This is a genomic window from Nitrospinota bacterium, from assembly GCA_029881495.1.
GTDB lineage: Bacteria > Nitrospinota_A > UBA7883 > JACRGQ01 > JACRGQ01 > JAOUMJ01.
Map to the genome: position 1 here is coordinate 36,020 of JAOUMJ010000003.1, position 12,514 is coordinate 48,533.

The window sequence follows — 12,514 nt, forward strand, 5'->3', positions numbered from 1 at the left end:
GCTTCAGCTCTGTGAGCTAAGGATCGGATTGCTCGCCATGTTTTTTCTGAAGTTGCCATAATATAGATTCTGTATATGGTTCCCCTGGATGAAGAAAAGGCTTCTTTCGATCACAAGCCCGGCTGTTATAAGCACAAGAGTCAATCCCGTTGAAAACGCGCTCGGGACAAAAAAGAAAAGGAGAATAAAGGGGAGCACAAATATTAAAGTAATTGCCAATAATTGGCGCGTAACTATTTGTATATTTGTAATGGGGAAGAAGTATTCTTTCGTATTGAAATGCGCGTATGAAGTCCCCCAATCGAGGATTTTTATCTGCCCGACGGAAATTCCGAGTGCGTTATTTTCGGTGATCGGCTGATAGTGACGCGCATTATAAACATACGCGGAGATCTTCATTACCAAAGCGACAGCGCCGGTCGTGAATGTGATGTTCAGTACCAAATCAAAAACCGCTTTGTCCATTCCTGCAAGTGCCAATCCAGCAAGGGCGGCGATAAATCCCGATGTAAGTCCAAGCAGGAAAAAATTGATAACGGTATACGCGTTCGCCCACTCTTTGATAAATCTGATCTTGGCATAGAGCATTGAAGTCGAGAGGTAGAGGCCGAGACTTGAGAGAACGCCCAGAACGCCTGCGACCCTTCTCGTATTTTCAGGCGAGCCTGTGTAGAAAAGGAATGTGTACGCAAAAACGAAAAAGAGGAATGCAGGGGCGAATATCATCTCCCTGGAAAGCCATGACTGTTTCCATTTGCGAAACGCCTTGTAGCCCCTGGAAGGATTTCCAAGGTGGAACGTTGATGCCAGTATCCCCAGGGAAGGGAGGATGAACGACATCGCAAGAGATATGTATACAAAATCTCCTGACAATCTTTCCATATATAGAAAATCGAGAAGTACCAGCAGGATAAACAGCCCCTGTCCGATTCCAGAAAGAACCGACAGCAGTACAAGTGAAATTTCAGGATGCATCTTTTTCTCCTATGGAACGGCCCAGTCTTCCGATGTTTTTGTGTCATCAGGGGTTGTTTTCTTTGGTTCGAGCTCAACGACAGCGTGTCGCTGTACTTCAAGCTCTTCCTTGTCGAGTTTGATTTCCTTGCGTCTTTTCGGGAGATAGTGGTTTGACGGATTTGTGCCGGCTTCGCTCATTGCCCTGTATCCATGTCCGCTTTTGATAGCCTTTGATGCTTCGCTTTCCGGATCGTCAATATCGCCATAGGTTCTGGCGTTTGCGGGGCAAGCAAGAACGCAGGCGGGTTTGCGTTCATTCTCTGGAAGGTCTTCGTTGTAGATCCTGTCAGCGCAGAGCGTGCATTTCTTCATCACGCCGTCGAATTCGTCAAACTCCCTGCATCCGTATGGGCAGGCCCATGAGCAGTATTTACATCCGATGCAGTCGTCATAATTTACAAGCACCACCCCGTCTTCCGTCCTTTTCAGGGAGGCTCCGGTAGGGCATACCTCCACGCAAGGGGCGTCCTTGCAGTGCATGCACGATTTTGGGAAATGGATGACTTCCGTTTTCGGGAATTTTCCCACTTCGTAGGTCTGCACGCGGTTGAACCAGACCCCGGAAGGTTTATCGCCGTAAGGTTCGTTGTCCGTGAGCGGACCGAATTTACCCGCGCTGTTCCAGGCCTTGCAGTTCGTGGCGCAGGCGTGGCATCCAACGCATTTGTTGAGGTCTATAACCAGGGCCAATTGTGTCATTTACTTTTTTCGCTCCGTCAATATTTCCCTGATGATCTTCGGCGCTGTGACCATATGTTTCAGCTTCTTTAACGGCTTGAACTGCGGCCAGTGCCCGCTCTCGTCGGCCTTGTATATTTTGACTCTCAGGTCGTACCATGCCGCCTGCCCGGTAATCGGATCGGAATTCGATATTCTCGTGCCGTCTTCGTGGTCCAGCTCTTCGGTTATCAGATGGTTGAGGAGGAATCCTTTTTTGGCCTCATCGGCATCGGGGGAGAGGTTCCAAGCCCCCGGATATTTGCCGATGGCGTTCCATGTCCATACGGTATCCGGCTGAACAGCCTCGGAATATTTTACCTGTACCCTTATCTTTCCGATTGGGGATTCGACCCAGGCCCAGTCCATATCGTTGATGCCAAGCTCCAGTGCGCGGTCACCGTTCATGTAAAGGAAGTTTTGCCCGGCGATCTGCCTCAGCCAGGCGTTCTGGCTATCCCACGAGTGATACATAAATGGAGGTCTCTGTGTGATAGCCGAGAAGTTATATTTCTTCGTGTCTATCTTTGTATGCTCAATCGGCTCAAACCAGAAGGGGAGCGGATCGAAGTATTTCAGGATCCTTTTTTTCTGAATTTCTGTTTTCGGTTTTCTGCTGTTGCCGATACCTTTTGCGGCAAGGCGGAAGGACTGAAGCGGCTGTGAGTAGAAAGACATTATCAGCTGGTCGTTCTCTCTTATCAATTTGTTCTTCTGGGCCCAGTTGAGATACTCCTGATTGATGTTCCGGTTGTACTGCATTGAAGGTTTCAGTTCGTGCTGGTAAAAGCTTTTGTTTTCGATATATCTTTCCCACTGGTCGGGGTTTGGTTCGCCAACCATGCTTTTGGAGCCATCCTTCCCGCGCCAGCCGGACAGGAAGCCTATCCCCGCGCCAGGCTCCGGTTCCCATCCGGTGATGAACTCCTTGTAGGTCTTGAAACGAGGCTTCCCTTCGGCGTCGCAGAAACCCTGCATCCCGATAGCATTTGCCAGGTCGATGAGTGTCTGCTGGAAAGGTACGCATTCCCCTTTCGGTTCAAGTATCGGGTGCCTGATGGCATCGCCGGTTTTATCGTATTCGCTGATGGGCCTGTCGAGCATTGAAATGACGTCGTATCGTTCGAGATAGGTAGTATCCGGGAGGACCAGATCGGCAAATGCAACCTGCTCGCTGTAGAAAGCGTCGCTGACTACGATGAAAGGGATCTTGTATTCGCCGTCATCCCCTTTGGCCTTGAGCATCTCAATCACGCCGCTGGTGTTCATTGTGGAGTTCCATGCCATGTTTGCCATGAATAGAATAAGGGTATCTATGGGGTACGGATCCCCCTTGTAGGCGTTTGTAATTACGTTTTGGAGCATTCCATGCGCCGTAAGCGGAAATTCCCAGCTGAAAGCCTTGTCGATCCTTACCGGTTTTCCGTCATTATCCACCAACAGGTGGTCGGGGTTGCTCGGAAAGCCAAGCTCCGGGTTCGGGAGCGGCGTATTCGGTTTAATCAGATCGGGGGTGTTGATCGTTTTGGGGCAGGGGGGGATAGGCTTCGGAAAAGGAGGTTTAAACCTGAAACCGCCCGGCCTATCAATGATGCCGAGCAACATCATGAAGATGGAGAGACCGCGTACGGTCTGGAATCCGTTTGAATGTGCGGCAAGACCTCTCATGGCGTGAACAGATACAGGGTTGCCGGTAGTTGTTTTATGTTCTTTTCCCCATACGTCTACCCACTCCACTGGGAGGGTGATGGTATGGTCCCTGGCTGTTTTGCCGATCTCAAGCGCGATACGCTCTATCTGTTCTGCGGGGATACCGCATATTTTTGAAGCCTTTTCGGGGGTGTAATCCTCCTTGACCCGTTCAACCATAAGTTGGAAACCGGTCTTCAATGTTTTACCGTCGGGGCTTTTGAACGTCCCCTCAAGGGCAGGTTCTATCCCTTCAAGATGAGCTTCCTTGATGGAGCCGGATTTAGTATCCCATACCACTTGCTGCTGGTATTTGATCTGTTTTTCAGGCTGAAGATAGAACATACCTTCATCCTCTTTCCCTTCATCCTGCACTACGAGGTAGGCCGCGTTGGTATGCGTGAGGAGGAACTCCCTGTCATACATCCCGTTTTTCAGAAGTACATGCACCATTGCCAGTATAAAGGCTCCGTCCGTCCCCGGTTTTACGGGAACCCATTCATCGGCGATCGCACCGTACCCGCTTCTCACCGGATTTATCACTACGACCTTTCCGCCGTTCTCCTTTATTTTTGAAATTCCGATCTTCAGCGGATTCGAGTCGTGGTCTTCGGCAACGCCGAAAAGCATGAAATACCTTGTCCTGTCGTAATCCGCGCCGCCGAACTCCCAGCTTGTGCCGCCGATAGAATAAATCATCCCTGTGGCCATATTTACGGAGCAGAAACCGCCATGCGCGGCAAAATTCGGCGTACCGAACTGTTTTGCCCAGTAGGAGGTAAGCGCCTGCATCTGGTCGCGACCGGTAAAGAAGGCAAGTTTCTTGGGGTCTTCGGCCCTTATTTTTTTTAGCCGGGGAACAAGTATTTTCATTACTTCGTCCCACGATATTTCTTCAAATTCAGCTTCCCCTCTCTCGGCCCCTTTTTTCCTGAGGAGAGGCTTTGTTATCCTGGCAGGACTCAGCTGTTTCATCACGCCAGAGGAGCCCTTTGCGCAGATAACCCCCTTATTTGTAGGGTGGTCGGGATTTCCCTGAATGTATCGAATTTGACCATCTTGTGTGGTAACCTTTATCCCACATCGACAGGCGCACATATAACAGGTGGTGTACTTTATATCCTCGCCGGGATTTAGTCTGTGGCCGTCCTTAAAGGTTTTTTCTGTCGGTATGTTTTGCATATTAAGCAATGTTAGCTTTCCGGTGTGAAAAATAGCAACGCATTAATTCTGATAAAACGATAAATAAAATTAATGGTAGGATTTAGACGATGAGATGTAATTGCCCGGTAAATGGTATAGGGAATAGATTGAATGCTTGATTTTAAATATAAGGTTTTCCTTTCTGCCGGAAGGCTGTTAAGTTTTTCAAAGGCGGCAAAAGAGATTTCACTCACACAGCCGGCAGTCAGCTTCCAGATACGGCACCTCGAGGAGGAGCTAGGCACACGGCTGTTTCTGAGGTATCCAAACAGAATAGAGCTTAGCCCTGTTGGTGAAATGCTCCTCAAGGAGCTTGAGCAGATGGAAGGGTACGCGGAGCAGGCACATCAACGGGTAATGAAGAAACTGGATAAATTCTGGGGTACCGTTGAAATTGGTGCATCAACAACGGTAGGCGACTACTTCCTTCCCCCTGTTCTAGCGGATTTCAAAACAGAATATGACGAGGTGGGGCTAAAGGTACTTGTGGGAAATACCAACGAAGTTCTTGGCTATCTGGCAGACGGGCTCGTTGATTTCGCCATTGTCGAAGGCCCGGTAAAAACAAGGCAATGGGAAGTACAGGCCGCTTTTCTAGATGAGCTGGTCATCATCGCACCGAGGGATTTCTACTGCATGGGTGACGGGTATATAACTAAAAAGCAACTGGCAGGCCAGCCGTTCATTTCCAGGGAACCAGGCTCCGGCACGCGGGCGGTAATCGACAGCATCAAGGATGGTGAAAAACTGCTTGTTCCTAAGTCAAATATAGTACTTGAGCTTGGTAGCAATACGGCGATAAAAAGGGTAGTGGAGTCCGGGCTAGGGATTTCCATAGTATCCAAAATGACGATTGCGCGCGAAGTTGCTAATAAATCCCTGTCAGTGATTCGAGTAAAGGATTTCCCAATCTACAGGCAGATATCGTTCGTGTTCAACCGCGGGGTGGAGAAGACCGATCTGGTCACAAAGATGGTCAAATTATGCGAGCAAAGGGCACGGGAGGTCGGATTGGAAAACGCAGAGGGAAAAAATAACGTCTATTGACGCTTGTCAGGTGACATGCCGTTCGGTTCCATAAAATCTCCGCAAGCCTCATAACCGGTTTCATCTGTCTGCAATACGCATCCGGACCGGGCTAATTCCATATTTTTTAACGAAAAAATATTGATATAGAAAAAATCGCTTATCAATGTTAAATTCTACGGATAATAGCAACATTGGATAATTATCCTGACGGAACAAAGATGGAATTGACAACAGACATGATCCTGGTGATGGGGTTGATAGGCCTCGCCATTTTTCTGTTTGTAGTAGAGTGGATAAGGGTTGATGTTGTCGCAATCCTCATAATGGTGCTCCTTCCATTGTTCGGTCTTGTTGAACAAAAACATGCCTTCATAGGGCTTGGGAGTAATGCGGTTGTTGCAATAATCGCCGTCATTATTCTTGGAGCGGGGCTGGATAAAACAGGCGTTATAAACCGCATTGTGTCGCCGGTAGTCCGCTTTGCCGGGAAAAATCCGAACAGGATAATTGTCGCCATCTCCTCAACCGTAGGAACCATTTCAAGTTTTATGCAGAACATAGGCGCGGCGGCGCTTTTTCTTCCGGCGATAAAACGGATCAGCAAATCGATGAATATCTCAATATCGCGTCTTCTAATGCCTGTCGGTTTTGCCGCGATCCTTGGGGGAACGATAACGATGGTAGGATCAAGCCCTCTCATTCTCCTGAATGATCTTCTAAGGCCGCTTAATTTGGAACCTTTTGGCCTCTTCGATGTAACTCCGATCGGCTTGGCGTTGCTGATCTCTGGTATCGGGTATTTCGTGCTGTTCGGCAAATTCGTCCTGCCTCAAGGAGACGAAGATTCTGAAGAAGCTTTGCTGGAAGAGAGTATTACCCAGCATTATGAATTTCTTGGCGAGCCTTTTGAGCTTCGGACGCCGAAGGGCTGGAAGAGTATTCCGCACACTCTTAGAGAGATACGCACAAACTACGGGATAAGCGTAGTTGCCATTGCCGATCAAGACAAGGAGTATACCCTCGCGCCTGGAAGGGAGAGCGTGCTGGTACCGGAAATAGATATTGGCGTATATGGCAAACCGGAAAACGTAAAGAGGTTTGCTGATGAAAACGGAATCATACTGAAGGAATCGCTCGACTTTTTTAAAACACTCCTCTCTCCTTCGATGTCAGGTACCGTCGAAGCTGTAGTCTCGCCGCATTCGCAAATGGAAGGAAAAACTCTGCTGCATTTCAATTTCAGAAAGAAATATCACCTGGTCCCGATGGCAATTTACAGAAGCAAGACTGAGATCTTTCAATCAAACCTTAGCGATGTGATATTGAAGGTAGGGGATGCTGTTCTTTTACACGGTTCATGGGATCGACTAAAGATTCTTGAGAAAAACAAGAACTTTATCATCGCAAGCCCCATTGAAACAGAACCTCTCAGGCCTGAAAAGTCTCATCTTGCGGTTTTGTGGTTCGCCGTTTCATTGTCCATGGTCATCTTCTTCAATATACAGCTCTCTGTTTCCCTTATGACCGGGGCTCTTGGAATAATAATTACCAAGGTGATTACAATTGACGAAGCTTATCAATCCGTGGACTGGAGGACGGTATTTCTCCTTGGTGGCCTTATCCCGCTCGGTGTTGCAACGGAAGAAACAGGAACCGCTGAATGGATCGCTTCAAATATTTTCGATTTGGTCGGCATCGTTTCACCGATAACACTGCTACTGATAATTGCGGTTCTGACTTCCTGCTTTACTCTCGTAATTTCGAATATAGGCGCTACCGTTTTACTAGTTCCGCTTGTAATTAATCTAGCCATGAAGACCGGTACGGATCCAAGAATGGCCGCCCTGATGGTGGGCATTGCGGCATCAAACTCTTTCATACTGCCGACTCATCAGGTTAATGCGCTCTATATGGGGCCGGGAAGATATAGAAGCATCGACTTCATTAAGGCTGGCACTATCCAAAGCATTATCTTCATTGTAGTGACAACAGCCATGATGTACCTTTTCTACGGTGTTCAGCACTAATTAAGATTAGTTGATCAAATACACCAACATATGGTGTGTTTACCTGCTAAAATATGGCGCAAAAGCCATATTATCAAGAATAGCCCTGGTTGATTTCATTTATGCCTATATATATCAATGCGATACATGCCAATGTATCCGGTACGAACCTTGCTTTAAATTGGTACAATATAAGTGCAAAGGCGAAAAACATATCTTTTTTACCATAGGTATTGCACCTTTTCGGCATTTACTGGCTCTAAGAACTGATGTGGTAAGAATAGGTCGCCTGGTTGGGGGTAATTGTGTTGGATGTATGGCATGAATGATAAATTCTCTGATGAATTGGGTTCGGTGAGTTCCCTTATTTCCAAGCCTGAGAATAGCCCTATACTTCAATCTATCTTTGACGGTCTTCCAGACGGAATAATCGTCATAGACAAGTTCTTCAAAGTGGTAATGGCCAACAAGGCCATGCAAACCCTACTTGACAAGCCAAGCAACGAACTGGAGGGGAAGTACTGTTTCTATATCTGTCACGATACCAACAGGGTATGCGGAGACTGTCAGGCGGAGAATGTTTTCATGAATATGCACCCTCCTGCGCGGATCAGGAAGTGTTCGAAAGATAACAATGAGAACCGGCAGTACGAAATACTGAATTTCCCAATACGCAATATGAACGGAGAAGTTCATTACATGATCGAGTACATAAGGGATATAACGAATCTGCAAAATATTGAGAAAGAGCTGATGGAAACCCGGCGTCTCTCAATTATCGGAGAAATGGCGGCAAAGACGTCACATGAGATACGAAATCCGCTCAACGCCATGGAAGGAGCCGCTCACTATCTCCTTGAAGAGTATAAGGATGATCAAAAGATTCAGAAATTCGTGGGTCTTATCAGGGAGCAGATTCTGAGATTGAACGATGTGACGACGAATCTTCTCATGAAAGCCAAACAGAAATACAAAGGCGAAAAGGATCAAATAAGCACGGTACTGGTCAAGTCAATTGAAATAGCCCAATATGCGCCCAACGGCAAAGAGGTGGAAATTGAGCTCTTCCTCGATGAAACGCTCCCAGCTGTTTATTTCGATCCATCGGCCATGCAGGAAGTTTTCGTAAACATACTGAAAAACGCAATGGATGCCGTCCAGGAAAATGGAAGAATAGAGGTCGTTGGCCAGATGCGGCAGAGAAGAGGCGAGGATTTTGTCGAAATAAGCGTTATCGATAACGGAGAGGGGATTCCGTTTCATAAAAAGGATCAGGTTTTCGATACATTTTTTACAACGAAGGCAAATGGAACCGGACTCGGCCTGGTAATTGTAAAAGACATTATGAAGGCACATGGCGGTTATATCTTTATCGACAGCGAACCGGGCGGAGGCACCTGTGTCGTATTAGGGTTGCCCGCACAATGAAAAATGATCTCCTTCGGACTCCAATACTTCTGATCGATGACGAGGAAGCGATTCTTGAGGTAATGTCCGTTAATCTCGAAAAGAAAAACCACATAATTGAAACCGCAAAAACCGGTCAAGAAGCGATCTCCAAGGTCTCGGAAAAAGATTACTCGACAATCATTCTTGACTATGCGTTGCCGGACATGAACGGACTTGATGTCCTGTCAGCCATCAAGAAAAAACGGCCAAATGTGCCGATAATCATGATAACGGCCTACGGCACGATAGAGATGGCCGTTTCCGCCATGAAAGCCGGTGTATTCAATTATCTTGTAAAACCGATCAATTATGAAGAGATGGAACTCATAGTGGACAAAGCGGTCGAACATTACAGGCTGATAGTAGAAGTTGGAACATTGCGAAAACAGCTGGATGACAGTTTTGGTCTCGACAATATTATAGGCAAGGGCACGGAAATGCAGAAGGTATTCGAAAAGGTGAAAATGGTTGCCGAGACCGATGCTACAGTGCTTATAAGGGGCGAGACCGGAACAGGAAAGGAGCTTATCGCGCGCGCTGTTCATAGCAAAAGCCTGAGATCCCGAAACAGTTTTATACGAATCAACTGCGCCGCAGTCCCGGCAACACTCCTCGAAGCAGAACTTTTCGGACATGAAAAGGGGGCTTTCACCGGAGCGATAAAGCAAAAACCAGGAAAATTTGAACTTGCCAATAAGGGGACGATCCTGCTGGACGAAATAGGGGATGTATCCATGGAGATGCAGACCAAGTTGTTAAGGGTTTTGCAGGATGGAGAATTTGACAGGGTAGGGGGAACAACAACTTTGGTCACGGACGCAAGAGTTATCGCCACGACAAATAAAAACCTTGAAGAAGCAATAAAGGAAGAAAAATTCAGGCTAGACCTGTTTTATAGATTGAATGTTATCCCAATAAATGTTCCCCCTTTGCGTGAAAGGAAGGAAGATATTCCGCTTCTCATAAGTCATTTTATTCATAAATACTGCGGAAAAAACAATATGGCGATAAAGGAAGTGCCGCCGGCATTGGCCGCTTCGCTCATTCAATATTCGTGGCCCGGAAACGTAAGGGAGCTGGAAAACGTTATCGAAAGAGCGGTCGTCCTTTCACGCGGCAAACAGCTTGAAAATGTGGAGATAGTAGAAACAACCGCGAAAAAGAATGGAGCGGGCAACTTGAATTTAAACGAAACGAATTTCCAGACTGCCAAGAAAAAGATAATCGAGTCTTTTGAGGAACAGTACCTCGATAGCATGCTGAAAAAGCATAAGGGAAACATAAGCGCATCTGCAAGAGAATCGGGGCTCGACTATAAAAATTTCCATACGAAACTGAAGAAATACAATATCCGCAAGAGAGAGTTTGAAGATAATTAAATAACTAATTATTCATAAATGCTAAAAAGGAGGGAAAAGATGAACGTAGTAAAGAAACTGGATTGCAAGGGGATGAGTTGTCCGGAACCTATTCTGAACATCAAGATGACGATGGGGCAGATCAAGTCGGGTGAAATTGTCGCAATGGAAGCGACTGACCCCGGCTCAGTAAACGACATGGCATCATGGGCAAAAAGAACCGGCAATGAAATAGTGGATCAAAAACAGGACGGAAAAGTGTTCACTTTTTTTGTCAAAAAGAAATAAAGGGGGGGCATTGTGAGCAGTAACGGAAACAAAAAAATAACGATAATAGCCGCAAATGGTTCGCTGGACCAGGCATATCCTCCATTGATCCTCGCAAGCACGGCAGTTGCGATGGATATGGAGGCGTCCATTTTTTTTACATTTTACGGTCTTGACATAATCAAGAAAAACAAAAAGCTGTATGTTTCGCCGATTGGAAACGCGGCTTCGCCTCCTCCAATCAAGGGCGTTCCTATCGGGGTGCCGAATATCCTTGGCGTATTGCCCGGTATGACCGCAGTTGCCACGATGATGATGAAAAGCTGGATGAAAGGGGCGAACGTAGCCAGCAAAGACAAGCTCCTTGAACAGTGCTTGAAATTCGGAGTGCGGATGATCGGTTGCCAGATGACAATGGATGTCATGGGCGTAAAGAAAGAAGAACTGATAGATGGAATAGAGATCGGCGGAGCCGCAACATTCCTGGATGTAGCGGCAGAGGCTGATATAACACTTGCATTCTAGCATCACGATCTTGGCAAACAATCTTGCCGTAAATGAAAACTGAGATCCGGGCCTTTTAAAAAGGCCCGGATTTTCATAATCATGTTCGAAGCTTATATTGGGTCTTATCGAATCACTTGGAGATATTTTTTCCGATGCATTATGGCAAAGATGCGTTGTTCACTTTTGCAGGAATCTTTGTACGGCAATTCCGAGTCCGTATATATAAAACCAATCTATAGCCGAAACTTTTTGTTGAACCGGGCGTTATGCAGTTAATGACAATTTGAAATAATTACTTTATTGCATTTTCAAGCATATCGTTGATCGCGTCCGGCGTAGTGATTATCTTTGTAAACGTTACCATGGTCAAGGCCGGCCAATGTATCGCAATCCTGAATCTTCCATGAAGCATCGTTGCCTTGTTTCCCTGAAGTACAAACTCATAAGGGAGCGCCGCCAAATGGCTCTCGCCAATAATGGGGAGGAAAAATTTCTCCCCTCTGTCGGGATCTGTCAATGCAACTCCGAACACAGCGGTTTGTGATGATTCGTCGACTATTGAATATACCTTTTTGACGCCCCCTTTGTTCGCAGATAGCGAAGACTCAATTTTGGCGAGTCCTTCCTGGAACGTTTGAAACTTTCCAAGAAGCACAGGATTGTCAAAGTACTCCATTCCAAACATATAGTGATAGTGTTCCAGATCGCTCGTAGAAACCGAACCTCCAAAAGGGGTGAACTCCGAACCGACTTTGCCAAGCGCCGCCTTAACATCGGAGGCCACCTTGCTTAATTGAGCATTGTTTGGCTTGTAACTCGACATCAGGTATCCCCTGAAAAGGTATTCAGGGTTTACCATCGAAATTTCAGTCTTCCCGCCGGTAGAAATGATGCCTACTTTAAGCGCGGCGGCAAGAAGACCTCGATCTTTTACCTTTAACACGGTAGCTATAAGGTCGTCTCTGGTATATGCAATAACTCTCATATTATCACTATCTTCCGGCTTATATTCGCCAAGAACCTTGAAGTTGCCTGCAAGAAGCGCTTCTTTCACACCGGTGGCGGCGGCGTCCACGTTTCCGCTGAATACACCAACTTTAAGATATGGTGAAAGATTCTGTTCTGCCCCTGCGTAATGAGGAGAGAAGAGCAGAAATGCAAGCGCTATGAAAGGGATGTATCGCTCTAGATTTCGAAACAATGAAAAAGATAACATGATTTTTCTCCCCCAAAAAAATGAAAATCGACAGGAATTGAATTAAGAAAGCTTTT

General features: G+C 46.6%; 10 protein-coding genes. 6 read left to right on the forward strand and 4 right to left on the reverse strand.

Translation table 11 applies throughout. The features are described from left to right. Nucleotides 1-3: 3 nt before the first annotated feature. From OEY64_01995 to OEY64_02005, 3 genes are read right to left on the reverse strand one after another with little or no spacing between them, the layout of a single operon-like run. Nucleotides 4-975, reverse strand: coding sequence for a dimethyl sulfoxide reductase anchor subunit (locus tag OEY64_01995; protein MDH5541714.1), 972 nt, complete (start codon nt 973-975; stop codon nt 4-6). Nucleotides 976-984: 9 nt separating this feature from the next. After that, the gene (locus tag OEY64_02000; protein ID MDH5541715.1) at nt 985-1,716 is read right to left on the reverse strand and encodes a 4Fe-4S dicluster domain-containing protein; all 732 of its coding nucleotides are present in this window, start codon (nt 1,714-1,716) and stop codon (nt 985-987) included. Then, entirely contained in the window at nt 1,717-4,605 is a 2,889-nt protein-coding gene (locus tag OEY64_02005; GenBank protein ID MDH5541716.1) for a molybdopterin oxidoreductase family protein, read from the reverse strand. Between the two features lie 132 nt (nt 4,606-4,737). On the opposite strand from OEY64_02005, the gene OEY64_02010 reads away from it, so the two are divergent. From OEY64_02010 to OEY64_02035, 6 genes are all read left to right on the forward strand, one after another. Then, nucleotides 4,738-5,673: a LysR substrate-binding domain-containing protein gene (locus OEY64_02010; GenBank protein ID MDH5541717.1), complete on the forward strand. Its 936-nt coding sequence runs from the start codon at nt 4,738-4,740 to the stop codon at nt 5,671-5,673. Between the two features lie 200 nt (nt 5,674-5,873). Then, nucleotides 5,874-7,682 carry an SLC13 family permease gene (locus tag OEY64_02015; protein MDH5541718.1) on the forward strand — a complete coding sequence of 603 codons (1,809 nt, stop codon included), beginning with the start codon at nt 5,874-5,876 and terminating at the stop codon, nt 7,680-7,682. A 300-nt stretch (nt 7,683-7,982) separates the two neighbouring features. Continuing rightward, nucleotides 7,983-9,089 carry an ATP-binding protein gene (locus OEY64_02020; GenBank protein MDH5541719.1) on the forward strand — a complete coding sequence of 369 codons (1,107 nt, stop codon included), beginning with the start codon at nt 7,983-7,985 and terminating at the stop codon, nt 9,087-9,089. Beyond that, nucleotides 9,086-10,489: a sigma-54 dependent transcriptional regulator gene (locus OEY64_02025; protein MDH5541720.1), complete on the forward strand. Its 1,404-nt coding sequence runs from the start codon at nt 9,086-9,088 to the stop codon at nt 10,487-10,489. Before OEY64_02020 ends, OEY64_02025 begins: the two co-directional genes overlap by 4 nt. A gap of 39 nt (nt 10,490-10,528) precedes the next feature. Next, complete coding sequence (locus tag OEY64_02030; protein MDH5541721.1) at nt 10,529-10,756, forward strand: sulfurtransferase TusA family protein; 228 nt, start codon at nt 10,529-10,531, stop codon at nt 10,754-10,756. Between the two features lie 12 nt (nt 10,757-10,768). Continuing rightward, entirely contained in the window at nt 10,769-11,260 is a 492-nt protein-coding gene (locus OEY64_02035; GenBank protein ID MDH5541722.1) for a DsrE/DsrF/DrsH-like family protein, read from the forward strand. Between the two features lie 274 nt (nt 11,261-11,534). Here the strand turns inward: OEY64_02035 and OEY64_02040 are convergent, their stop codons facing one another. Further along, nucleotides 11,535-12,458 (reverse strand): hypothetical protein, encoded by a 924-nt coding sequence (locus OEY64_02040; GenBank protein MDH5541723.1) that lies wholly within the window; start codon nt 12,456-12,458, stop codon nt 11,535-11,537. Nucleotides 12,459-12,514: the final 56 nt, after the last annotated feature.

Excerpts from the sequence above, each read along its gene's own strand:
- OEY64_01995 (MDH5541714.1), bottom strand. The coding sequence starts at position 975 with ATGCATCCTGAAATTTCACTTGTACTGCTGTCGGTTCTTTCTGGAATC.
- OEY64_02000 (MDH5541715.1), bottom strand. The coding sequence starts at position 1,716 with ATGACACAATTGGCCCTGGTTATAGACCTCAACAAATGCGTTGGATGC.
- OEY64_02005 (MDH5541716.1), bottom strand. The coding sequence starts at position 4,605 with ATGCAAAACATACCGACAGAAAAAACCTTTAAGGACGGCCACAGACTA.
- OEY64_02010 (MDH5541717.1), top strand. The coding sequence starts at position 4,738 with ATGCTTGATTTTAAATATAAGGTTTTCCTTTCTGCCGGAAGGCTGTTA.
- OEY64_02015 (MDH5541718.1), top strand. The coding sequence starts at position 5,874 with ATGGAATTGACAACAGACATGATCCTGGTGATGGGGTTGATAGGCCTC.
- OEY64_02020 (MDH5541719.1), top strand. The coding sequence starts at position 7,983 with ATGAATGATAAATTCTCTGATGAATTGGGTTCGGTGAGTTCCCTTATT.
- OEY64_02025 (MDH5541720.1), top strand. The coding sequence starts at position 9,086 with ATGAAAAATGATCTCCTTCGGACTCCAATACTTCTGATCGATGACGAG.
- OEY64_02030 (MDH5541721.1), top strand. The coding sequence starts at position 10,529 with ATGAACGTAGTAAAGAAACTGGATTGCAAGGGGATGAGTTGTCCGGAA.
- OEY64_02040 (MDH5541723.1), bottom strand. The coding sequence starts at position 12,458 with ATGTTATCTTTTTCATTGTTTCGAAATCTAGAGCGATACATCCCTTTC.